Below are 23655 nucleotides of genomic sequence, written 5' to 3' on the forward strand. Positions count from 1 at the left end.
GCGGCTAGACCATCCGGGCGGCAATATCGCTGCAAAATGGCATGGACGGCTGGGCACCGGCCCCCATACAGGCCAGCGCTCCGGCCGTGACCGCGAACTCCAGGGCATGCCCGGGTGCATCGCCGCGCGCCAGGGCAACGGTCAGTGCGGCGGAAAACGCGTCCCCGGCCCCGGTGGTGTCAACCACATCGACCTTCGGCGGCCTGGCACGGGCCAGCTCAACGCCCCCCTTGCTTAACACGGCCCCTTCCACGCCATAGGTCGTCGCCAGCAATCCTCTGTACCCGTCCAGCTGGCTGCCATAGGCCGCGCGCTCATGCTCATTGACGATCAGAAGGTTGGTCGCCGCCAACAGCGCATCCGGCACCGGCAGGGCCGGGGCGGCGTTCAGGGCAAACAGGCTGGCGGCCCGGCCGCGCACCTGTTCGGCCACCACCATCACCGTATCCACCGGAATTTCCAGTTGGCACAACACCGCGTCGGCATGCGGCACCACGACATAGTCATCGCTGAAGGCACCGTTTGCACCCGAAGCCACCGTGATCAGGTTTTCCCCGTCCGCGCCCACCATGATCAGTGCAACGGCGGTCGGCACATCGCTGAACGTGTTGATAACGCTAAGGTCGACACCCTCTGTCCGCATAAGGGACAGCGCCTCATCGGCGAACGCATCATTACCCAGGCACCCGACAAAGGCGACTTCCGCCCCCAGACGCTTGGCGGCGATGGCCTGATTGGCCCCCTTGCCGCCCGGATGGCGGGTCAGTGTCGCACCGGTCACCGTTTCACCGGGTCTCGGCAGTGTTTCGGCATATGTGAACAGGTCGAGGTTGACGGAACCGATCACTGCGATACGAGGGGTGTTGTCGGCCATGGCGTATCCTCAAGGCTGGAATGTGGGGCGGCGCAACGGGTAGCGCGCCAGATGGTCTGTCAACAAGGTATAAAATCCGTCCGCATCGACACTGTGCACCCAGTCGCAATTGGGGTCGCGGCCGGACACATGCCAAAAATCAACGGCCGTATGTCCCATGGTCAGGGGCGATCCGGTCTCAACCGCCACATTGACATGTTTGGACGCGAACAAATCGGGTGCCAGCAGCCAGGCGATGGTACAGGGATCGTGCAGGGGCGCACCGCCAAAGCCGTATTTCAGACTGTCATGACGGTTGAAAAAACCAAGCATGCCATGCACCGCCGCCGATGCCGGCGTCCCCAACGCCTCGATCGCCTCCAGGCGCGGGCGCGTGGTCACCACCTGATGGCTGGCATCCAGACCAATGGCGGTGATGGGCCGCCCACAGTCGAACACCACATGGGCGGCATGGGGATCGACAAGAATGTTGAACTCGGCGGACGGAGAAAAATTGCCCCCCTCCCGCATGGCACCCCCCATCATGACGATCCGCTCGATCTTGGGCAGGATGGACGGGTCTTTGACAATGGCCATGGCGATATTGGTCAGCGGCCCGGTCGGCACCAGCGTCACGCTCGCGTCCGCCTGCGCCCTCAGGGTGTCGATGATGAAATCAACCCCGTGGGCAGCCCCCAGCGGCATGGCGGGATCATGGATATCCATGCCGTCGATGCCGGTGGGGCCATGCACGCTTTCCGCCGTCATCGGCGGCCTGACCATGGGCCGGCGGCATCCGGCATGGACAGGGATGTCCGTGCGGCCGGCCAGCTCGCGGATAATCCGGATATTGCGCTGCGTCAGGTCCAGCGGCACATTGCCCGCGACCGCCGTCACCCCGAGGATTTCCAGATCGCGCGATGCCATGGCCAGCAACAGCATGACGGCATCGTCCTGGCCGGGATCGCAATCAATCAGGATTTTTTTCATGGCGGACTTGCCTTCACGAAAGACACCGGCGCGGCAGCGCATCAGGGCACCAAATGAATGACCAAAGTGAAAACCATATTGGCAGGCGCCGCAAGCATTAGGCGCCACTAGGACGTCCGGACTGTTCAGTCTGCCAAATTGGGCCGCAGATAACGCTCGGCCAGCGTCACCGGCAGGCCCGCGCGGGCGGCGTAATCGGCCAGTTGATCCTGTCCTATCTTGCCGGCACCGAAATAATGGCTGTCCGGATGGGCAAAATAAAAACCCGAAACACTGGCGGTCGGCAACATGGCAAAACTTTCCGTCAGGACGATACCGGCCCCGGCCTCGGCCCCCAGAAGGCGGAACAGGTCCGGTTTCATGCTGTGGTCGGGACAGGCCGGATATCCGGGCGCCGGGCGGATACCGCGATACCGCTCGCGGATCAGGGCATCGTTTTCCAGGTCCTCGTCCGGGGCATAGGCCCAGAATTCCCTGCGCACACGCTCATGCAGACGCTCGGCGAAGGCCTCTGCCAGGCGGTCGGCAAGCGCCTTCAGCAGAATATCGTGGTAATCGTCATGGGCGGCCTTGAACCGCTCCAGATGCGGCTCGATCCCATGCCCGGCCGTCACGGCGAATCCGCCGATCCAGTCCGGCGCGCCGCCGGCCGGCGCGATGAAGTCCGCCAGACAGTCATTGGCCCGCCCGTCCCGTTTCATCACCTGTTGCCGCAGGAAATGGAACCGGTGCAGTTCGTCGCTGCGGCTCTCATCGCTGTACAGCACGATATCATCGCCGTCCGAGGCAGCGGGCCAGAAACCGAACGCCGCCTTCGCCGACAGCCATTTCTCATCGACGATATGCTTCAGCATGGCCTGCGCATCGTCGAACAGGCTTTGCGCGCTTTCGCCCACCACCGGGTCCTTCAGGATTTTCGGGTAGGTTCCCGCCAGCTCCCAGGTCCGGAAAAAGGGGGTCCAGTCAATGCGCGGCACCAGATCGGCCAGGTCATAGTCTTCCAGCACGCGGACGCCCGTAAACGACGGCGCGACCGGCCGGGCATCGCCGTCAAAGGACAATGCCGCACGGTTGGCGCGGGCATCCACCAGGCTCGACAGCCGGTCCGCCTTTGGCTTGGCGGCCCGTTTTTCGCGGATATCCGCGTATGTTTCCTTGGTGTCCGCCGCAAAGGCCTTGCAGCCGGTGCCCACCAGCGTCCCGGCCACCCCGACGGCGCGCGAGGCATCCAGAACATGGATCACGGGGCCGGTATAGGCCGGGTCGATCTTCACCGCCGTATGCGGACGGCTGGTGGTGGCCCCCCCGATCAGAAGCGGCATGTCCATGCCGGCCCGCTGCATCTCTTCGGCCACGGTCACCATTTCATCCAGCGACGGCGTGATCAGACCCGAAAGACCGATCATATCGGCGCCGTTTTCGTTTGCAGCCTTCAGAATATCCGTCCACGGGACCATGACGCCCAGGTCGATCACCTCGAAATTGTTACACTGCAACACGACGCCGACGATATTCTTGCCGATATCGTGCACATCGCCCTTGACCGTCGCCATGACGATCTTGCCCTTGGCACTGGCTTCGGTCTTCTCCTCCTCGATAAAGGGCTGAAGATAAGCGACCGATTTCTTCATCACACGGGCAGACTTGACGACCTGCGGCAGAAACATTTCGCCCGCGCCGAACAGATCGCCGACCACATTCATGCCATCCATCAGCGGCCCTTCGATGACATCCAGCGGCTTGACCGCCTGTAGGCGAGCCTCTTCCGTGTCGGCAATGATGAAGTCGTCAATCCCCTTGACCAGCGCATGTTCAAGCCGTTTTTCCACCGGGGCCTCGCGCCAGCCCAGATCCTCCTCGCGCTTTTTACCGCTGCCCTTGTAGGTGTCCGCGACCTCCAGCAACCGGTCGGTCGCATCCGCGCGGCGATTGAGAATGACGTCCTCGACCCGTTCACGTAGGTCCTCGGGCATGTCGGAATAAACGGTCAACTGGCCGGCATTGACGATCCCCATATCCATGCCGGCGCGGATGGCATGATACAGAAAGGCACTGTGCATCGCTTCGCGCACCGGATTGTTGCCCCGGAAGGAAAAGGAAATATTGGACACCCCGCCCGACACACGGGCATGGGGCAGCGTTTCCTTGATGCGGCGCGTCGCCTCGATGAAATGGACACCGTAAGGGTTATGGTCCTCGATCCCCGTCGCCACGGCGAAAATATTGGGGTCGAAAATAATATCCTCCGGCGCGAAACCGGCCCGCTCCACCAGCAGGTGGTAACTGCGGGTGCAGATATCGACCTTGCGCTCCACCGTGTCGGCCTGGCCGTCTTCGTCAAACGCCATGACCACCACGGCCGCCCCGTACCGCTGAATGCGCCGGGCCTGGTCCAGGAACGGCTTTTCCCCTTCCTTCAGGCTGATGGAATTGACGATGGCCTTGCCCTGCACGCATTTCAGGCCGGCCTCGATCACCGACCATTTGGAACTGTCGATCATGACGGGAACACGGGCGATGTCGGGCTCGGCCGCGATCATCTGGAGAAACCGCGCCATCGCCACCTCGGCGTCCAGCATGGCGTCATCCATGTTCACATCGATGATCTGGGCGCCGCCCTCCACCTGCCCGCGCGCAATGGCGACGGCCTCTTCATAGCGTTCCTCGAAGATCAGTTTCTTGAACTTGGCCGAACCGGCCACATTGGTACGCTCGCCGATATTGATGAACTGCTGTGCCGCCGAGGGCTGCTGTACTGCGCTTTGTGTCGTCATGGGGCAATACTCGAAACCGGGGTTTTCATTGTGCCGCGAGCGTCAGCGGGTCGAGACCGGACAGCCGCATGGCCACCTCGGTATTTGGCAGTGCGCGCGGCGGCACACCGGCCACCGCGTCGGCAATGGCACGGATATGGTCCGGTGTGGTGCCGCAGCATCCGCCAACCAGATTGATCAGGCCATCACGGGCCCAGCCGCCCAGATGCCCGGCCGTCACGTCCGGGGTTTCGTCATATTCGCCCATTTCATTGGGCAGGCCGGCATTGGGGTAAACGCAGACATATGTGTCGGCAATGCCCGCCAACGTCGCCGCATGCGGACGCAGCATGTCGGCCCCGAAGGCACAGTTGAGACCCACGGTAAACGGCTTTGCGTGCCGCACCGAATGCCAGAAGGCCTCAATGGTCTGACCGGACAGATTGCGCCCCGACATATCGGTGATGGTGCAGGACAGCATCAGCGGCAACTTGCGGCCCGCCGCCTCGAACGCATCCTCGGCGGCAAAGATCGCCGCTTTCGCATTCAGCGTGTCGAATACCGTCTCGATCAGGATCAGGTCGACCCCGCCCCGGATCAGGGCGTCGATCTGCTCGCGGTAGGCGGCGACCACTTCGTCAAACGTGACCTCGCGGAAGCCGGGATTGTTGACATCCGGCGATACGGACAGGGTCTTGTTCGTCGGACCGACGGCGCCGGCGACAAAACGCGGCTTGTCGGGGGTCTGATGACTCCACCGGTCGGCGGCACGCCGCGCGATGCGGGCGCCCTCCTCGTTGATCTCGGCGGCAAGCGACTCCATCGCATAATCCGCCATGGAAATACGGGTGCCGTTAAAGGTGTTGGTCTCGATCACATCGGCGCCGGCATCGAGGAATGTATCGTGAATTCCCTCGATCACATGCGGCTGGGTCAGGTTCAGCAGATCGTTATTGCCCTTCAGGTCCCGGTTCCAGGTGGCAAACCGTTCGCCCCGGAAATCGGCCTCGCCCAGCCTGTGGGTCTGGATCATCGTCCCCATGGCCCCGTCCAGGACGAGGATGCGGTCCTTGACCAGCGCGCGAAGTTTTTGTTCGGTATCACCGGTCATGCGGCACTCTCCCCTTTGGCATGATCCCCCGCACCGGTCGGCACGGCACGGTGGCCCAGCATGTGGCAAATGGCAAACGCCAGTTCAGCCCGGTTCAGGGTATAGAAATGAAAGGCGCGGACCCCGCCCGCGTGCAGACGCCGGCACATTTCCCCCGCCACCGTCGCGGCCACCAGATTGCGCGTGGCCGGGCGCTCGTCCAGGCCGTCGAACAGACGCGCCAGCCAGTCCGGGACACTAGCCCCGCAGCGGGCGGCAAACCCGGTCAGCGTCCTGAAATTGGTCACCGGCAGAATGCCCGGCACGATCGGCACATCGATCCCGCCTTTTTCCACGCGGTCGAGAAACCGGAAATAGCTCTCCGTTTCAAAAAAGAACTGGGTGATCGCCCGCGTGGCGCCCGCATCGATCTTGCGTTTCAGATTGTCCAGATCGGCATCCCAGTCGGCGCTGTCGGGGTGCTTTTCCGGATAGGCCGCAACCGAAATCTCGAAATCGCCAATGTCGCGGATGCCGGACACCAGCGCGGCGGCATTTTCATACCCTTGCGGATGCGGCGCATACCCGTCAGCCCCATCCGGCGCATCGCCGCGCAGTGCCACCAGATGCCGCACCCCGGCGGACCAGTATTCGCGGATCACGTCATCCACCGCGCCGCAGGGCGCACCGACACAGGTCAGATGGGCGGCCGGTTTCAACGCGGTTTCGTCCAGAATACGCCGCACCGTGCGGTGCGTCCGCTCCCGCGTCGACCCGCCGGCACCATAGGTGACGGAGACAAAATCCGGCTCCAGCGGCGCCAGTGCCTGCACGGCGGACCACAGATTTTCCTCCATCTTCGGCGTTTTCGGGGGGAAAAACTCGAACGAAATTTTCACGTCCCGGACATCCTCGGCAAACAGCGACGCGTTGCCGCCCCGGCCAAAGGCGCGGGCCTCATGGGGCCCGCCGGGGGACCGGGCCAGGGACTGCGGGGGTTCGGCGGTCATGCGGCTTCTCCTACCTTGCTGTCGGCACCGCGCATGTCGGGCATGCCGGCCTTGTCAAAACGCCACAGGGTGACACGCAGGCGCCCGCCGTCCAGATGGCGGACGGCTCTGCTTTTCAGCCCGGCCTCTGCGGCCCAGCGGATTACTTCATCCGTGTCAAACCCCAGACGGCGGTGGGCATGCTGTTCTCTCAGCATTTCCTCGTCATGGGGGGCAAAATCGGCGATCAGCAAACGGCCCGCCGGCGCCAGCACCCGCGCCGCCTCCCTCAGGGCGTCCTCCGGGTGCTCGGCGAAGTGCAGAACCTGATGGAACACCACAAGATCCTGCGACCCGTCATCGACAGGCAGGCCGTACATGTCCGCCTGGCGCACCTGGCAATGATCCAGGGACAGACGGCTCAGCTCACCGCGGGCCACCGCCAGCATCTCCCGTGACAGGTCGATCCCCAGCCCCGTGTGCGACCGGTCCGCGAACAGTTGCAGCATCCGGCCCGTGCCCGTGCCCACATCCAGGAGGTGGCCGATGGCCCGGCTACCGGCAAGGTCGAGCAGGGCGGCTTCCACCTCCGCTTCCGGCACGTAAAGGGAGCGAATCTCATCCCATTTTTCGGCATTGGCCCGGAAATAAGCCTGGGACCGCGCAACCCTGGCATGTCTGATCGCCTTCAGAGCGTCTCTATCGGCCAGAATTTGCGGATCCGCCTCATCCATGAAGGACAGGATGCTGTCGCGCAATTGCTGGCCCAGTCCGGTGTCCGACAGGCGGTAAAAAATCAGCGTGCCTTCGCGAAACCGGTCAAGAAGACCGGCATCGCACAACAGCTTCAGATGCCGTGAAACGCGCGGCTGGCTTTGCCCCAGAACGTCGACGATCTCATTCACGGCAAGCGCGCCGCGCCTCAGCAGCGCCAGAATGCGCAGCCGCGTCAGCTCGCCGGCAGCCCGTAATATGGTTAAAACCGCATCCATCTCGTCATTTCCATTGCCCGGACAGGAATATAAAGATTTCTTTATATAAGTAAAGTGTGAATGACAGAGGGCAGAAAACTTTGCAATGAAAACGGCAGAACAAAAAGGCTGACGAATACGCTTGGGAAAAACGCTGGCGATTCTGCAAATCCGCTCCATATCAGATTGCCGCACCATAAACACACCCGCGAGGGCCGGACATCACGACGCAGCGTGGCGGCCTGACGCGGACCCAGACGACCGAGGGTTGACTATGACATCGATGCACTCCCGCCTTTCACTGGCCGGCCTTGCCTGCGCGCTGTTCCTGCAGGCCTGCGCCACCGTTCCGGAAGACAGCGTCCAGGCCGGGGTTCCCGACCCGTATGAAGGGTTCAACCGCGCCATGTTCAGCGTCAACCAGACGCTGGACCAGAATGTTTTCCGCCCCGGCATCAAAGGCTACCGCGCCGTCGTGCCCGAGCCGGTGCGCGACGGCATCTCCAATGTCGCCCGAAACCTGACGGAACCCTGGACCTTCGTGAACGATCTGCTACAGGGCAAACCGGGCCGGGCCGGCACGACGCTGGGCCGGTTTCTTCTGAACACCGTTTTCGGCCTGGGCGGTATTTTCAAGGCGACCGATTCCATGGGGATTGAATATCACCGGGAGGATTTCGGCCAGACGCTCGCCGTCTGGGGGGTGGATCAGGGGCCGTATCTGGTTCTGCCGCTGTTGGGTCCATCCAGCATCCGTGACCTGACAGGCTTCACCGCCAGCGTCTTCGGCGACCCGGCCCTCATTGCCATAGACCGGGCCGATGTGGAGGGCCTGCAACTGGGCTGGTTCGGCGTCAACGCCCTCGTCACCCGCAACAACATCCACGACGCCCTCAACCAGCTGTATCTGGAAGACGACCCGTACGTCTTTGCCCGCTCCGCCTACCGGCAGCGCCGCGCCTTCCTGATCCGCGACGGCAAACCCATCGTGGACGAGGACGCCGAGGACATTTTCGACGACCTGGACGACGAAGACTGGGAGGACCCGCCCGCACCGGCGGAAGAGGACGGCAGCAATCCCCTTCCGTCGGAATAAACGGTCTCACTTTCTCCGGGCCGTAAGCCTGCTAGCCGGGTCCGCGACGCCTGACTGAAAAAAACGGCCGCCCCGCTCCCTTGCCGGAACCTTAAGACCGGAAGGGATGCGGGGCGGCCGGATTTTTAGACACACGCAGCGCCTACGAAACGGCAGGGCCGTTCACAGGAAGCTCACGGGTGCCACATAGCTCATAGCTGCCAGAACTCAAAGCTGTCAGAGCTCACAAGTGCCAGGCGCGGCTTCTAACGCTCGAACTTGCGGAACTTGATGCGATGCGGCTGGTCCGCATCGGCACCGAGACGGCGCTTCTTGTCTTCCTCATAGGCTTCGAAATTGCCTTCGAACCATTCCACATGGCTGTCGCCCTCAAAGGCCAGGATATGGGTCGCCAGACGGTCGAGGAAAAAGCGGTCGTGGCTGATGACCACGGCGCAGCCGGCGAAACTTTCCAGCGCTTCCTCGAGCGCGGACAGGGTTTCCACGTCCAGATCGTTGGTCGGTTCGTCCAACAGCAGCACATTGCCGCCTTCCTTCAGCATCTTGGCCAGATGGACCCGGTTGCGTTCCCCGCCCGACAGCAGGCCGACCTTTTTCTGCTGGTCGCCCCCCTTGAAATTGAACGCCCCCACATAAGCGCGCGTGTTGATCTCGGTCTTGCCGAAATAGAAAACATCGTTGCCGCCCGACACTTCCTCCCAGACGGTCTTGTTGCCCTCCAGCGCGTCGCGCGACTGGTCCACATAGCCGAGCTGAACGGTGTCGCCGACCGTGATGCTGCCGTTATCCGCCGTTTCCTGTCCCGTGATCAGCTTGAACAGGGTCGACTTGCCGGCGCCGTTGGGACCGATCACGCCGACGATACCGCCCGGCGGCAGGGAAAAGCTGAGATTGTCGAACAGCAACTTGTCGCCGAAGGCCTTGGTCAGGCCCTCGGCCTCGATCACCTTGCCGCCCAGGCGTTCGGGCGGCTGGATCTTGATCTGGGCGGTGCCGGCCGCGCGTTCGCGGTTTTCATTGACCAGTTCGTCATAGGCCTTGATCCGGGCCTTGGACTTGGCCTGCCGGGCTTTCGGGCTTTGCCGGATCCAGTCCAGTTCACTCTCGATCGCCTTCTGGCGCGATTTCTCGGACCGTTCCTCCTGCGCCATGCGCTTGGCCTTGGCTTCGAGCCAGGCGGAATAATTCCCCTCGAACGGGATGCCCTGCCCCCGGTCCAGTTCCAGAACCCAGCCGACCACATTGTCGAGGAAATAGCGGTCGTGGGTCACCAGTATGACGCATCCGCCATAACTCTGGAGAAAGCGTTCCAGCCAGGCGACGGTCTCCGCGTCCAGATGGTTGGTCGGCTCGTCCAGCAGCAGCAGATTGGGCTTTTCCAGAAGCAGCTTGCACAAGGCCACGCGCCGCCGTTCCCCGCCCGACAGCTTATCCACGGACCAGTCCCCGGGCGGGCAGCGCAGCGCGTCCATCGCCACTTCGGCCTGGGATTGCAGATCCCAGGCGTCCGCCGCGTCGATTTCCTCCTGCAATTCGCCCATGCGGGTCAACAGGTCGGTATTGTCCGGGTCCATCCCGTAATCCGTGGCCACCTGGTTGAACTCATCCAGCTTGGCCTGTAATGGGGCCAGGCCTTCCATGGCATTGCCCAGGACATCCTTGGACGGGTCCAGCTGCGGTTCCTGCGGCAGATAGCCGACGCGCGCGCCCTCGGCCGCCCAGGCCTCGCCGCCATATTCGGTGTCCAGCCCGGCCATGATTTTCATCAACGTCGATTTGCCCGCACCGTTCGGGCCGATGATGGCGATTTTCGCATCCGGCATGAAATTGAGGGAAATGCCTTTCAGAACCTCCTTGCCGCCGGGGTAGGTTTTGGTCAGCTTCTGCATCTGGAAGACATATTCGTAAGCGGCCATGGGACCTCGTATCCTTTGACTGAAATCGTTGAACACACAGACTGTTTGCGGCTTCTGTTAGCCTGTTTGCGCCCGCCTCACAAGCGGCAGTGAAAAAGCGTTTCCGTCATCGCGGCTTGGGCGTGTCGAGCAGCTCGTGAACCGGCAGGTCATCGCGCGTTTCCGCCCACGGCAAACGGGTCGAGACATAGCTGTGCGACTGCGGCTGAAAGGCGACGGGGTCGTCAAACAGCCCGATATGCAAATGGATTTCACCGGACCAGACCTCGCCTTCGAAGGCGACCGGGCTGCCGCACTCGCCGCAGAAACTGCGCGTCACCCCGGGGCTGGAGCGGAAAGCCCGCGGCCGCCCTTGAGTAAAGCGCACCTGCCCCACGGCAAACCCGACATAGGTGGCAAAGGCCGCGCTGGTCGCCTTGCGGCAGGACGGGCAGTGGCAGTGGGCGACCCATTTGGGCTCCCCCACCGCCTCAAAGGCGATGGTGCCGCACAGGCACCGTCCCCTGTGCACCACCCTGCCCTCGGTCCCATGCTCTGACATGACCGGGTGCCTTCTGGGGGTCAGGACGCCTGCTGGGCGCGCAGCATTTCCAGCCCCTTTTGCGCCCGCACGCGACTTTCCGCGGCCACATCCCCACGGCCCACGGTATCCATCCACGCTTTCAGCCTGGGACGGTCGCCCACGCCGGCGTCACCGAAATGGCTGGTGAACATGTCCAGATGGAACAGAAAGGGGATCAGCGCGCAGTCCGCCAGCGTCAGACCGTCGCCGACGGCATACCCGCCGTCGTCCATGAAGCGTTCCAGATAGTCCCACGCCTTGGGCAGGTCTTCATTGACGGCCTTCAGTTTTTCGTCCTGGGTGAAGCCCCGGTTCGGCCATGTCCGTTCCACCACAGGCAGGGCGAGATACAGGTCCACCAGTCGGCAGAACAGCTTGACCCGCGCCGCCGCCATGGGGTCGGCCGGCAGCAGGGACGGCCCGTCCAGAACCGTGTCAAGATATTCGGCGATGATCTGGCTTTCGATCAGGCTGGACCCGTCGTCCAGGATCAGAAACGGGATTTTACCCACCGGGTTGTAGCCGAAATGCTCTTCCGACTTCATGTCGCACGGCATACCGCCCAGTTTGATCTGCGAAGCCGCGTCCTTCAGGTAAACCGTCAGCGCCGCACGCTCATAAAACGGGGACAGGCTGGAACCGCATAAATGCATCATTGTGTCATCTCCTTGAGTGTAAAGATTTATCCTCGGCTGGCCTTCAGCATGGCCAGTGTCCGCCCCATGCGCTCCAGCGCGCGTGCGGCGATATCGGTTTTTCCGACGGCCTCCGCCCATGCGGCCAGTTTGGGCCGCCCGGCAAAGGCATCGACACCGTACCCCTTGACGAAGGTATCATACTGGAACAGGAAGGGGATCAGCGCCGCGTCCGCGATCGTCCAGCGGTCGCCGACCGCCCGGCTGCACCCGCCGGGCAGAAAATGCTCCAGCTCATCCAGCGCCCTGGGAATGGCGGTCTTGACCGCGTCGTCAATGGCGGCCTCGTCCCGGCGGCCGAAAACCTCCGCCATCAGAACCGGCGAAAACGCCCGCACCACATACAGGTCATAGAGACGCGCCGCCATATGGGCTTTCGCGGCCTCGACCGGGTCTTCCGGCGTCAGGGACGGGCCGTCGAACACGCGGTCGAAATATTCCGCGATCACCTGCCCCTCGATCAGCACCGTGCCGTCGTCCAGCATCAGATAGGGGATTTTTCCGGTCGGCGTATGTGCCAGATGGTCGGTCGAGCCCAGGCCGCCGGGCGGCATTTCCAGCCGCACCTTGTCCAGCGCGCCCTTGATATCCAGGACAATGACGGCCCGCTCGTAAAATGGTGACAGATGTGCGCCGAACAACTTCATGGGATCTCCCTCTCTCCTGACAATCAAACCCGTTCAATACCCAAGTTGATGACGGGCAAGCGCAATGGCAACCCCGGCCATGATCATAAAAATGAAAAGATCAAGCAAACGCCAGACAATGCGCCGGCGGAACAGGGGGGCGGCCCTGGCGGCACCGAAGGCCAGCCCGTAAAACCACAGGGCCGAGGCCGCGCCCGCACCGGCGACAAAGGCCAGCCTGTCCATATCCTGGGTGAATTTCACGCTGACCCCGCCGATCAGGACCAGCGTGTCCAGATAGACATGCGGGTTCAGCCAGGTGAAGGCCAGTGCGTGCAGCAGTACGGTGCGCCGCCCGCCGCCACGGGCCGGACCGGCGGCGGCCTCCATCGTCGCGGAATCGATGACGCCGGGCCTCAGCGCGTTTGACAGCGTATGCAGCGCGAACCAGGTCAGAAAGGCGACGCCGCCCCACCCGACAATCTGCGACAGCAGGCCGTTCTCGGCGACAAAGCGCCCGACCCCCATGACCCCCAGCGTGATCAGTGTGAAATCGGACAGAAAGCACACCGTGGCCACCTGTGCGACGAAGCGGCGCTTCAGCCCCTGGCGCAGGACATAGGCATTCTGCGGCCCGATCGCGACGATCAGCCCGAAAGACACCAGAAACCCTTCGACCAGGACGGACACGCTCACGCGGGTCTATCCGGTGATTTCATCGGCCAGCCAGTCCAGAAGGGCGTCATTGACCTCGGTCGCGCGTTCCTGCTGGCTCCAGTGGCCGCACCCGGCCAGATCGATACGGCGATAGGAATGGCAGCGTTCCTCCATGCCGTCGGCAAGATGCGGCGGGCAGGCGCGGTCCAGTTCCGCCGTGATCATGAGACAGGGCCGGGGCACACGCGGCAAGTGCCCGTCCGCGTCGACAAAGCGCGCCTGTTTCCGCCAGTTTTCCGTCAGATTGCGGTACCAGTGCAGCGGCGCGGTAAAGCCCCCTGCGCCAAACGCATCGGCATAGACGCGCAGGTCGTCGTCCTCCATCAGCGGGGCGCCGCCCCAGCGGCTGTCATCCAGTTTCAGCAAGCCGATCAGGTCAAGGCTTTCCTCCTCGAAAGGCACGTCTTCCTTTTCCGCCCTGGCCGCTTCCTTGTCGATGGTCGCCTTGTTCGGGCGACGCATGAAAAACCGCATGGTCCGCATCGGGTCCGCGCCCAGCACCGGTTCGCAGCGTCCCTCTTCCTGAAACTGGACGATATAGTTGTGCGCGCCCCGGCTTTGGCGAATCAGGGTCACCGGGTCCATGGGATAGTGCGGCAGCAACGGCAGGTTCAGGCCGGCATAGCCGAGAAAACGGTCGCCCGCGTAAAAAGGCAGGGCCCAAAGAACGATGGCGCCCCAGTCATGACCGACGGCGACAGCCCTTTCGATCCCGTAATGGTCCAGGATACCCGTGACATCAGCCGTCAGCACATCCATGCCGTAGGCATCGCGACCTTCCGGCTTGTCGGACGCGCCGTACCCCCGCATGTCCGGCGCCAGACAGGGATATCCCTCGGCGCCGAGAGCCGCCATCTGCGCCCGCCAGGAATAGGCCAGTTCCGGAAACCCGTGCAGGAAAATCACCGCCGGCTTGTCCGTCGCCGCCGGCGCCGGTCCGCTTTTGTAAACCGCCAGGGTGATACCGTTCGCGCTGATTCTGTCAGGGGTCTGCCACCCGGTCGCCCACTGATCCGACATGCCGTCCTCCCCCTGCCGCGGTCCGTGATGAATGGTGGCACAGCATGGCGTCAGGGAACCAAGGCTGCAAGGAAAAGAAGACCGGTCACGACCGGCACGAGATAACGCAGCGTTCCGTACCAGACCCGGAAACGCCACCCCTCCGCCATCGGCAGGCTTTGCCGCACCCGCAGGGCCGGCATGGCCCAGCCGACGATCAGGGCAAAGGACAGCCCGCCGAAGGGCAGAACGAAATTATTCACCCCCTCCCGGATCAGATCGAAAAACGTCATACCGTCAAAGCCCAGACCGGCCAGCGGATACACCGTCCGCCAGCCGGCAAAGGACAGCATGGTCAAGAAAGACAAGCCGAAAACCGTAAGGCCGAGAAGGACGGCCCCGGTGGGACGCTTAAGGCCCGCTTCCTGCAACCGGGCGACCCCCGGCGCCATCAGTGCAATGGCACTGGTCAGGGCCGCCACACCGAGCAGAACGAAAAACAGCGCCGCCACCGCCGAGCCCATGGGCAACCGCGCGAACAGGGTCGGCAGCGTGATATAGACAAGGCCGGGTCCGGCCGCCGGGTCGATATCCGGTGCCGCGAAAACCAGTGGAAAAATCGCCAGGCCGGCCAGAATGGCGACAGCCAGATCCATCAGCACGATCCACAACGTCGCATTGGGCAACCTGACCTCGTCCCCCATATAGGCCCCGAAAATCATAATGCCGCCGATGCCGACGGAAACGGTGAAAAAGGCCTGTCCGACCGCCTCGAACAGCATATGGGCGGTCCAGTCAGCGGTCCGCACCCCGAACAGGAAATCGACGGCGGCGCTGAAGTCTCCGACCGTGCCGGCATAAACCGCCAGCACCGCCAGCAGCACGAACAGCAGCGGCATGAGGACCTTGGCCGTCCGCTCCAGACCGGCACGGATATCGGCGGCAATGATGACAACGCTCAGCCCGGTAAACAGCCCCGTCCACAGCGCCATGCGCCCCACATCGGCCTTGAACGCGGCCTCATACGCCACCACCCTGTCCGGCGCCCAGCCGGAAAAGGCCCCACCGACAGCGGCCAGCGCATAGGCCAGCGCCTGCCCGGCAATGACGCTGTAATAGCTGAGGATCAGCACCGTCGCCGCGATACCGACCCAGCCGACAATGGCCCAGCGCGGGCCGCCGGTGCCCAGATGAGCCTGCAGACGGGCCAGCGCCATCGGCGGACTGCCGCGCCCTGCCCGGCCCAGCAGCAGTTCGGCCATGAAAATGGGCGCGGCTACAAAACCCAGCGCCAGAAGATAGACGAACACAAAGCCGGCACCGCCGTTTTTACCGGCAATATAGGGAAAACCCCACACATTGCCGAGGCCGACAGCCGCCCCTGCGGTCACCAGCACAAAAGCCAGCCGGCTGGAAAAACGGTCGGGTCGTTGGCTCAAGGGGTCTCCATGACTGCGTTGGCGATGCGATTTTTCAGGCCCTGGCCCGGAACCTTGGCAGATTTCTCCACCCTTGTCAGCCGCGCGGCCCTACCGCACACTGCGCGCAATATTTGAACGAGATTTCGCAACACTCGGACTTCGCAATACTGGGGGGACACGATGCTGAAAACCGTTTTACGGACCACGGGCCTTGCCGTGGCCGCCAGCCTGGCGGCGGGTCTGGTCATCGTCCCAGCCGCCGGCGCACAGGACATGCGCCCCGGCGACGAAGGCATGGCGAACATCCGGCGCCTTGGCCTTGACTTCCCGCGCGAGGCCGCCCCCCGCAGCTCGGCCGAAAGCCGGGGGCCGTACAAACGTCTGATCATCCGTGGGGCCACATTGATCGACGGCACCGGCGCGCCCCCCGCCGGCCCCGCCGACATCGTGATCGAAGGCAACCGCATCGCCGAGGTCCGTCTTGTCGGCAACCCCGGCGCCCCCATAGACGACCGCCTGCGCCCAGTGCCCGGCGATCATGAGATCGACGCCCACGGTTCCTATGTCCTGCCCGGTTTTGTCGACGCGCACGCCCATATCGGCAATGCCCTGTGGGGACTGACGGGCGAAATGCCGCCGATGGACTATATCTTCAAATTGTGGATGGGCCATGGCATCACCTCCAGCCGCGAAGTCTCCTGCGGTCTGGGGGCGGACTACACCATCCGCCATGCCCGCAAGTCCGCGGCCAATGAGATCACGGCCCCGCGTCTGTATCCTTACTGCGCCTTTCCCACCAGCATGAAAACAGCCGATGATGCCCGCAAATGGGTACGCGGCCTGAAAAAACGCGGCGCCGACGGCATCAAGTTTTTCGGCGGCAAACCAGTGGTCCTGGAAGCCGCCTTCGACGAGGCAAAGGCACAGGGTCTGAGAACCGCCTTTCACCATGCCCAACTGTCGGTCACGCGGGTCAACGTCCTGACCAGTGCCCGCTGGGGCCTCAACTCCATGGAACACTGGTACGGCCTGCCCGAAGCCCTGTTCGAGGACCGTCAGGTTCAGGACTATCCCGACGATTACAATTACCAGAACGAGCAGGACCGTTTCGGCGAAGCCGGGCGGCTGTGGCGCCAGGCGGCACAGCCGGGGTCGGAAAAATGGAATGCGGTGATGGACGAGCTGCTAGCCCTGGATTTCACCATCGATCCCACCTTCACCATTTATGAAGCCAACCGCGACGTCATGCGGGCCCGCCGCGCCGACTGGCACGACGACTACACCTATCCCTCCATGTGGCGCTTTTTCCAGCCGAACAGGATCCTCCACGGCTCCTACCATTTCAACTGGACAACCCGGCACGAGATTGACTGGAAATACAATTACAGACGCTGGATGGAATTCGTGAACGACTACAAGAACCGTGGCGGACGGGTCACCGCGGGCTCTGATTCAGGCTTTATCTTCAAGCTCTTCGGTTTCGGCTATATCCGCGAGCTGGAGCTGCTGCAGGAAGCCGGTTTCCATCCGCTTGAAGTGATAAAATCGGCCACCCTGAACGGCGCGGAACTGATCGGCCGGGACCGCGACCTCGGGTCGGTCGAACCAGGCAAGATTGCCGATCTGGTCATTGTGGACGAAAACCCGATTGCCAACTTCAAGGTCCTGTACGGCACCGGCCACATGTATCTGAACCCCGAAACCAACACGGTGGAGCGGATCGGCGGCGTCCGCTACACCGTCAAGGACGGCATTGTCTATGACGCGGTGAAATTGCGCGACGACGTCCGCAAAATGGTGCGCGACTCCCGCGCGGCCGAGGCCGAAGCCGCCGGGCAAAACACGGACTGAAGTCCATCCCCGTTTCTTAGCGGCGGCCCGGCCCGCCGCTACAAAAGCGCTTCGATATGACTGCGGATTTTCTCGGGCGTGTCATTGGGACCGAAACGGTCAACAACACTGCCCTCGCGGTCAACCAGAAACTTGGTGAAATTCCATTTGATCGCCTTGGTCCCCAGCACACCGGACTTTTCCGATTTCAGGAACCTGTAAAGCGGCGCCGCCCCGTCGCCATTGACCTCGATCTTGGAGAACATCGGGAAACTGACGCCGTAATTCAACTGACAGAACTCGCCGATTTCCTCATCGGATTTTGGGTCCTGCTTGCCGAACTGGTTGCAGGGAAAGCCCAGGATTTCCAGCCCCTTGTCATGCAGGTCACGGTACAGGGCTTCCAGCCCTTCGAATTGGGGCGTAAACCCGCAGAAGGAAGCCGTGTTGACAATCAGCAGAACTTTACCCCGATAATCGGCAAGCGGCTGCTCGGCACCGTTCAGGCGCGGCATGGTAAAATCGTAAACGGACCCTGCTGTATCATTCATCGCTGGCTCTCCAATACCGGGATTTACTGGACTGGTCAGTCTTGATCCACTGTAGAGGCCGCTTCAAGAATGGCAAGCTCCAACCGTTTCACTTCCCGCATGACCGAGGCACGGCTCGCCTCCATGTAAAACCACAATTTCTGGACCGCCAGCGCCAGGGCGGACAGCAACATCCATGCTCCCCAGAAAATACGCCCCTCCGGTCCCGCGACGCAAAATTCATACGCCGTCCAGAAAAACACGATGCTGACAACCAGCATCTCCACCCAGACCAGCATGGCCCAGGGCCGCATGCCGCTGCGGAACGCGCTGAGCAGCATGGATATCATGCTGGCCTCGCCCGGCAATTGCGCCCGCAGGGTTTCAGCGTCGGTATCCAGGGCGCTGCGCATACGCGCCGACAGCCCGCTCATGTGCCCGTTGGTCATTGATCCGTCCCCCCTCATCTGCGTCAAACCGCATCACTATACCCTGAACCATACCCTGGCACCGGCCGGAAACCACGGCCCGTAGATATGACAGATCATACCCGGGAACCGGTCTTGAACATCGGGACAGGGGCACCGCAAGGCAGCAGCCGGTACGCTCTCAGGCAATATGGGGCAGCATCAGGCTGCCCCGCATGACCTCCAGCGCCTGGCCTTTGATGATCAGCCGCTCAGACCCCACCTCAAGCCACAGGTCGCCGCCACGGGCTGACAGCTGACGTGCCTTCATGGCCCGCTTTCCAAGCCTTGCGGCCCAATAGGGCGCTGCGACACAATAGGCCGAACCGGTCACGGGGTCCTCGTGAATACCGTGATTGGGGTAGAAACAGCGGGTCACGAAATCCGTTTCACCGTCACTGCCCGGTGCCGTGCAGATAAACCCCCACGGCGCGGCTTTGCACAATGCCGCCATGTCGGGCGCCAGTGTCTCGATGACCCGCTGTTCCGGAAACACAATCAACAGGTCGCGCAAACCCGCCAGCACCGTGTCGGGCGGATGGTCGAAAGCATGCGTCAAACTCTCGGGCGGCGTGACCTCCTGCGGCGTCACCATCGGGAAATCCATCGCCAGCATGTCGCCGTCACGTGTCACGGTCAGCAGGCCCGACCGGGTGCTGAAGCGGATGACCTCAAGATCGGGTCGGATATGGCTGAAAATGACCTTGGCCGCCGCCAGGGTGGCATGACCGCACAGGTCGACTTCCACCGTCGGGGTAAACCAGCGCAGGTCGAAATCCGCTTCTCCTTGCGCCGTGGGAACGACATAGGCGGTTTCCGACAGGTTATTTTCCCGCGCGATCGCCTGCATGATGTCGTCCTGAAGGAAATACGGCAATGGGCAGACCGCCGCCGGATTGCCGCCGAACGCGTGGCCTGTGAAGGCATCGATCTGAAAAAGCGCGATTTCCACCAAGATACCGTTCCGCTACCCATTCGGAAGGCGGGTCTTCCCGTCACTCCGCCGTGTTGAGCCACCCGGCAAGAGCGTCACGGTCCTTTGCCGCGAAGCCCAGCCTGTAATCCCCGTCTTTTTCCCACACCGGACGTTTGATCAGCGCCACATGCGCCAGCATCAATGCTGCCGCCCGCGCCGGATCAAGACCGGATTTATCCTCGTCATCGAGCTGCCGCCACGTCGTCCCCCTTTTATTCAGGAGGACTTCCCATCCAAGTGCCGTCATAAAAGCGTCAAACTTCTCCGCGCTCAAGCCCTCTTTTCGGTAATCATGAAATCTGTGCGCGATATTTCGTTCCTTCAGCCAGGCACGCGCGGCCCGCACCGTGTCGCAATTGGCAATGCCGTAAATGGTCAGCATGGACCTTTATCCTTCCTCATATCCAGCTCCCGGGCCGTCAGTATATCCGATTGCGCCCGCAAGGGGTCCACATGGATGATAACGTCGGCGCCGGGAAACGCTTCACTTAAGGTTGCTTCAATTTCTTCCGCGATCAGATGGGCCGCATCCAGGCTGAGCCCGCCGTCCACTTCGATATGCATCTCGATAAAGCGGTCGCGCCCGGCAGCGCGCGTGCGCAGCTTGTGCAGCCCCGCGACATCGCGGTTGCCCATGACAAGGTTGAAAATCCGTTCCCTCTCGTCGTCCGGCAGTTCCCGGTCCATGATCTGATCAATGGCCGGCCGCCCCGCTCTCCAGGCACCGCGCAAAATATAGGCCGTGATCCCAAGACCGGCCAGACCGTCCGCCGTGGCAAGGCCCGCCGTGCTGGCAAGTGCTGCCGCGATCACACCCAGATTCAGTGCCAGGTCCCCCTTGTAATGCAACGCATCGCCCTTGATGGCGAGAGAACGGGTCTTGGCGACCACATGGTTCTGAAAGCTCACAAGGCCGAGTGTGAGAGCAATCGCCGTTGCCGAAACCGCCAGGACCAGGGCCGACCGGACAATGGGTTCTGGCGCCATCAGATGGCGCACCGCCTCCAGCAACAGAAACAGGGCGGACCCCGTCATCAGCGTTGCCTGAAACAGGGCCGCCAGCGCTTCCGCCTTGCCATGTCCGAAGCGGTGGGTCCTGTCAGCCGGCCTGATGGCCGCCCGGACGGCGAACAAAGTGACCAGCGAAGCCGCCAGGTCAAGTCCGGAATCCGCCACGGACCCCAGCATGGAAACCGATCCGGACAGCCACCATACGGCGGCCTTCGCCGACAGCAGCGATAGGGCGACACCAACCGACGCGGCGGTCGCCAGCCGCACAAGTCTGTCGTCTGCCTCTCTTGCCATATCTCAGCCCCGAATTTCATGTGGAAACGGCCCTGTCTTGGTGCAGCGGCTTGTTTCACAAGGCAGTCTAGAAAACAAAAGGCGCGCGGCTCAAGTTTTCCGCGCGCCCTTCGATCAAGACGGTCTTCAATACACCGGCGGGATTGCCGTTAATGCAGCTTACCTTCAACATCCCCGATGGATTTGGTGATAAGGGCCGACCCGTCGCGGCCTTTCAATTTGTCGCTCAGGACACTCTCGGCCGCGCTGACCGCCACATCGACGGCGGCTGCCCGAACCTGCTTCAGGGCATGGGCCTCGGCCTGGGCGATCTTGTCCTCGGCCGCTTTGGTGCGGCGCTCGATCAGGGACGCGATCTGCTCCTTGGTCGCGGCCACCATAAGGTCGGCGTCTTCCTTCGCCTGGGCGACGATATTGTCCGCTTCCCGCTGGGTCTCGCGTTGGCGGGCCTGGGCATCGCTCAGGGACTTCTCCGCCTCCTCGCGCAGGGACCGGGCTTCCGTCAATTGTTTGGAAATCGCTTCCGCACGGGCATCCAGCATGGCCGCGATATTTTTGTGAACGCGTTGCCACAAACCGATCCCGACGAATGCGGCAAAGGACCCGGCCACCCAGAATGTGGGGTCCATGTAAAAGGGTTCGCCGCCACTGGCCATAATTCAGGCTCCCTCGGTTTTGTTGCGGGCTTGCGTGACCGCCTTGGTGACAGCGGCTTCATCCACTTGCAGACCGGCCAGATGATCGACCATGGCGGTCGCAACGTCCCGCGCCATGTCATCCAGTCCGGCAAGGGCACTGTCCTGTGCCTTTGCGATTCGCTTCTCGGCATCGGCCGCCTGGGCGTTCAGCTTTTCGTCCAGATCGCCCTGCGCCTTTTCAAATTGCTGACGGGCACGATCCTTGGCGCCTTGCAAAAGATTCTGCGCTTCTATCCGTGCGTCGGTCAGTGTTTTTTCATACGCCGCACGCACGGACTCCGCTTCACCGCCCAGACGCTCCGCCGTGTCCAGATCGTCGGCGATACGTTCCTCGCGGTCGGACAGAACCCGGTTGAGACCCGGCAGCACCATCCGGGATACGATCAGATACAGCAGCACGAAACTGATCAGAAGCCAGACAAGCTGCGGCTCGAATGTCGTCGCATCGAACTGCGGCAATCCGCCTGACTGTTCAGCAGGGTGGCTTACCTCGCTGTATAAGGTTTCTTGCGTATCGGCCATGGAACCGCGCCTCGCCTTTACCAAATCTCAGATTTTTCCGCCACCGCACCGGCCGGCATATGGGCCGGGCCGGACACAGGACGGAAAGCAATCGGCTGATCCGGCATGGCGAACCGCCGCCGGATCAGCATGCGCAATCGGCCCCGTCCGTCTTAAACGACGAACAGCAGCAGGATTGCGATCAGCAGGGCAAAAATGCCGAGGGCTTCGGTCAGGGCAAAGCCCAGCAGCAGGTTGCCGAACACTTTCGGCGCGGCTGACGGGTTGCGCAGGGCACCGGCCAGAAAGTTGCCGAAGATATGGCCAAGACCGATACCCACACCGGCCAGCGCCAGAGTGGCAATACCGGCACCGATCATTTTTGCAGCTTCAACGTCCATTTTTCATTCCTTTAACTGAAGTGTAAGCAAAGAGTGGTTTTCAAAGCGGCATCGCCTGCCCGCATGAACAGGCGATCAGATTTCCCTAGTGCGCAGGATGTAACGCATCATGCAGGTAGATACAGGACAGGATCGCGAATACATAAGCCTGCAGGAAGGCCACCAGAAGTTCGAGAGCGGTCAAAAAGATATTGAAGGCAAACGGCAAAACAGCCATCGGCGCGATAATACCGCCCGCAAGACCGAGAGAGACGACAAAACCGGCAAAAACCTTCAGCATGATATGCCCTGCCATCATATTGGCGAACAGACGCACTGACAGACTGACAGGCCGGGTGAAATAGCTGATCACCTCGATCGGCACGATGATGATGTACAGCGGCACGGGCACGCCCGACGGCACGAACAGCTTCAGAAAGCCAAAGCCGTGCTTGACAATGCCCAGCAATGTCACGCCAATGAAAACGACCAGCGCCATGGCCAGTGTCACGGCGATATGACTTGTCACCGTGAAGCTGTAAGGGATCATGCCGGCGATATTGGCACCCAGCACAAACATGAAAAGGGTAAAGATAAAGGGGAAATAAGCCTTGCCGTCCTTGCCCACATTGTCGCGGACCATACCGGCGACGAACTCATAGGCCATCTCCACCGCTGTCTGCCAGCGACCCGGCACAAGCGCCGCGCGGCGCATACCGCCGATCATGAAGAAGGACATCGCCCCCACAACGATCAGCATCCACAGGGCGCTGTTGGTGAAAGAGGCGTCTATACCGGCAATATCGATCGGTGCCAGGGTTTTGATCTCGAACTGCTCAAGGGGGCTGTGCTGCTCTGCCACGACGTTGGCCTCTTCCCGAAATTCCACCGCCCCGTCACAGGCCGGTTCACATTATGAAACCATCCGGGCAGGCCCGGTCATGGCGTCTTGTCTTGTTCGCCTTTGGTATCGTCAAGATCGGCCTGCATGCTCTGCGCCGTACGGACCACATTGCGTATACCGGCCCCGAAACCAAGGAAGAGAAGCAGGATCAGCAGGAAAGGACGCGTACCGAACAGATCGTCGGCCATGTACCCGAAAAGACCGCCAACGGCAACACCGACGACCAGATCCAGCCCCATGCGCATCGCCTGACCAAGCGGCGACGGCGTCGCATGCTCACTGTCAGGCTTATGGACTTTCGCCCGTGCCGCGGCCAGACGCTGATCGAAATCGCGGCGATCTTCCTGATTATCGCCGGTCATATGCGGCAGCGCTTGCCAAGCCCT

At 62.2% G+C, this 23655-nt stretch carries 25 protein-coding genes; 2 read left to right on the top strand and 23 right to left on the bottom strand.

The genetic code is table 11. From position 1 onward, the window contains the following. Positions 1-4: 4 nt before the first annotated feature. The 6 genes from BXY39_RS14120 to BXY39_RS14145 all read right to left on the bottom strand — a co-directional run bounded on the left by BXY39_RS14120 (position 5) and on the right by BXY39_RS14145 (position 7667). A complete protein-coding gene (locus tag BXY39_RS14120) occupies positions 5-874 on the bottom strand; it encodes a ribokinase (RefSeq protein ID WP_121939524.1) in 870 nt (289 codons plus the stop codon). Positions 875-883: 9 nt separating this feature from the next. Further along, positions 884-1843, bottom strand: a complete 960-nt coding sequence (locus BXY39_RS14125) for a nucleoside hydrolase (protein ID WP_211332259.1) — start codon at positions 1841-1843, stop codon at positions 884-886. A 125-nt stretch (positions 1844-1968) separates the two neighbouring features. Continuing rightward, positions 1969-4617: a methionine synthase gene (metH, locus tag BXY39_RS14130; protein WP_121939526.1), complete on the bottom strand. Its 2649-nt coding sequence runs from the start codon at positions 4615-4617 to the stop codon at positions 1969-1971. Between the two features lie 25 nt (positions 4618-4642). After that, positions 4643-5707: a homocysteine S-methyltransferase family protein gene (locus BXY39_RS14135; RefSeq protein WP_121939527.1), complete on the bottom strand. Its 1065-nt coding sequence runs from the start codon at positions 5705-5707 to the stop codon at positions 4643-4645. After that, positions 5704-6696 carry a methylenetetrahydrofolate reductase [NAD(P)H] gene (metF, locus tag BXY39_RS14140; RefSeq protein ID WP_121939528.1) on the bottom strand — a complete coding sequence of 331 codons (993 nt, stop codon included), beginning with the start codon at positions 6694-6696 and terminating at the stop codon, positions 5704-5706. The genes BXY39_RS14135 and metF overlap by 4 nt, the downstream gene beginning before the upstream one ends. Beyond that, positions 6693-7667 (bottom strand): ArsR/SmtB family transcription factor, encoded by a 975-nt coding sequence (locus BXY39_RS14145; protein ID WP_121939529.1) that lies wholly within the window; start codon positions 7665-7667, stop codon positions 6693-6695. The genes metF and BXY39_RS14145 overlap by 4 nt, the downstream gene beginning before the upstream one ends. Before the next feature lie 253 nt (positions 7668-7920). Between BXY39_RS14145 and BXY39_RS14150 the strand changes: the two genes are divergently transcribed. Continuing rightward, positions 7921-8742 carry an MlaA family lipoprotein gene (locus tag BXY39_RS14150; protein ID WP_121939530.1) on the top strand — a complete coding sequence of 274 codons (822 nt, stop codon included), beginning with the start codon at positions 7921-7923 and terminating at the stop codon, positions 8740-8742. A 245-nt stretch (positions 8743-8987) separates the two neighbouring features. On the opposite strand, the gene ettA is transcribed toward BXY39_RS14150, so the two are convergent. The 7 genes from ettA to BXY39_RS14185 form a co-directional block, all read right to left on the bottom strand. Then, positions 8988-10658 (bottom strand): energy-dependent translational throttle protein EttA, encoded by a 1671-nt coding sequence (ettA, locus tag BXY39_RS14155; RefSeq protein WP_121939531.1) that lies wholly within the window; start codon positions 10656-10658, stop codon positions 8988-8990. Between the two features lie 106 nt (positions 10659-10764). After that, on the bottom strand, positions 10765-11199 hold the full coding sequence (locus BXY39_RS14160; protein WP_121939532.1) for a GFA family protein: 435 nt from the start codon (positions 11197-11199) through the stop codon (positions 10765-10767). A gap of 20 nt (positions 11200-11219) precedes the next feature. Then, positions 11220-11876 (bottom strand): glutathione S-transferase family protein, encoded by a 657-nt coding sequence (locus tag BXY39_RS14165; protein ID WP_170163854.1) that lies wholly within the window; start codon positions 11874-11876, stop codon positions 11220-11222. A gap of 26 nt (positions 11877-11902) precedes the next feature. Further along, on the bottom strand, positions 11903-12562 hold the full coding sequence (locus tag BXY39_RS14170) for a glutathione S-transferase family protein (protein ID WP_121939534.1): 660 nt from the start codon (positions 12560-12562) through the stop codon (positions 11903-11905). Positions 12563-12595: 33 nt separating this feature from the next. Further along, positions 12596-13237, bottom strand: a complete 642-nt coding sequence (locus BXY39_RS14175; RefSeq protein ID WP_211332260.1) for a LysE/ArgO family amino acid transporter — start codon at positions 13235-13237, stop codon at positions 12596-12598. Positions 13238-13243: 6 nt separating this feature from the next. Further along, positions 13244-14278 (bottom strand): alpha/beta fold hydrolase, encoded by a 1035-nt coding sequence (locus tag BXY39_RS14180; RefSeq protein WP_121939535.1) that lies wholly within the window; start codon positions 14276-14278, stop codon positions 13244-13246. A 50-nt stretch (positions 14279-14328) separates the two neighbouring features. After that, entirely contained in the window at positions 14329-15696 is a 1368-nt protein-coding gene (locus BXY39_RS14185; protein WP_121939536.1) for a sodium-dependent transporter, read from the bottom strand. A gap of 276 nt (positions 15697-15972) precedes the next feature. Here BXY39_RS14185 and BXY39_RS14190 point away from each other — a divergent pair, with 276 nt between their 5' ends. Continuing rightward, complete coding sequence (locus BXY39_RS14190; protein ID WP_425458912.1) at positions 15973-17529, top strand: amidohydrolase family protein; 1557 nt, start codon at positions 15973-15975, stop codon at positions 17527-17529. 38 nt (positions 17530-17567) lie between these two features. Here the strand turns inward: BXY39_RS14190 and BXY39_RS14195 are convergent, their stop codons facing one another. The 10 genes from BXY39_RS14195 to BXY39_RS14240 form a co-directional block, all read right to left on the bottom strand. Beyond that, positions 17568-18059, bottom strand: a complete 492-nt coding sequence (locus BXY39_RS14195; RefSeq protein ID WP_147453590.1) for a glutathione peroxidase — start codon at positions 18057-18059, stop codon at positions 17568-17570. A 35-nt stretch (positions 18060-18094) separates the two neighbouring features. Further along, positions 18095-18487, bottom strand: coding sequence for a DUF6768 family protein (locus BXY39_RS14200; RefSeq protein ID WP_121939537.1), 393 nt, complete (start codon positions 18485-18487; stop codon positions 18095-18097). A 160-nt stretch (positions 18488-18647) separates the two neighbouring features. Next, positions 18648-19457 carry a PhzF family phenazine biosynthesis protein gene (locus tag BXY39_RS14205; protein WP_121939634.1) on the bottom strand — a complete coding sequence of 270 codons (810 nt, stop codon included), beginning with the start codon at positions 19455-19457 and terminating at the stop codon, positions 18648-18650. Positions 19458-19500: 43 nt separating this feature from the next. Then, positions 19501-19863 carry an ArsC family reductase gene (locus BXY39_RS14210; RefSeq protein ID WP_121939538.1) on the bottom strand — a complete coding sequence of 121 codons (363 nt, stop codon included), beginning with the start codon at positions 19861-19863 and terminating at the stop codon, positions 19501-19503. Then, a complete protein-coding gene (locus BXY39_RS14215; RefSeq protein ID WP_121939539.1) occupies positions 19857-20786 on the bottom strand; it encodes a cation diffusion facilitator family transporter in 930 nt (309 codons plus the stop codon). The genes BXY39_RS14210 and BXY39_RS14215 overlap by 7 nt, the downstream gene beginning before the upstream one ends. A 149-nt stretch (positions 20787-20935) precedes the next feature. Continuing rightward, a complete protein-coding gene (locus BXY39_RS14220; protein WP_121939540.1) occupies positions 20936-21442 on the bottom strand; it encodes a F0F1 ATP synthase subunit B family protein in 507 nt (168 codons plus the stop codon). 3 nt (positions 21443-21445) lie between these two features. Continuing rightward, on the bottom strand, positions 21446-22006 hold the full coding sequence (locus tag BXY39_RS14225) for a F0F1 ATP synthase subunit B family protein (RefSeq protein ID WP_121939541.1): 561 nt from the start codon (positions 22004-22006) through the stop codon (positions 21446-21448). A 152-nt stretch (positions 22007-22158) separates the two neighbouring features. Then, the gene (locus BXY39_RS14230) at positions 22159-22386 is read right to left on the bottom strand and encodes a F0F1 ATP synthase subunit C (RefSeq protein WP_121939542.1); all 228 of its coding nucleotides are present in this window, start codon (positions 22384-22386) and stop codon (positions 22159-22161) included. An 85-nt stretch (positions 22387-22471) separates the two neighbouring features. Further along, positions 22472-23227: a F0F1 ATP synthase subunit A gene (locus tag BXY39_RS14235; protein WP_121939635.1), complete on the bottom strand. Its 756-nt coding sequence runs from the start codon at positions 23225-23227 to the stop codon at positions 22472-22474. Positions 23228-23304: 77 nt separating this feature from the next. After that, positions 23305-23631, bottom strand: coding sequence for an AtpZ/AtpI family protein (locus BXY39_RS14240; RefSeq protein WP_121939543.1), 327 nt, complete (start codon positions 23629-23631; stop codon positions 23305-23307). Between the last annotated feature and the right edge of the window lie 24 nt (positions 23632-23655).

It is taken from the genome of Eilatimonas milleporae, assembly GCF_003688555.1.
Taxonomy (GTDB): Bacteria; Pseudomonadota; Alphaproteobacteria; order Sphingomonadales; family Kordiimonadaceae; genus Eilatimonas; species Eilatimonas milleporae.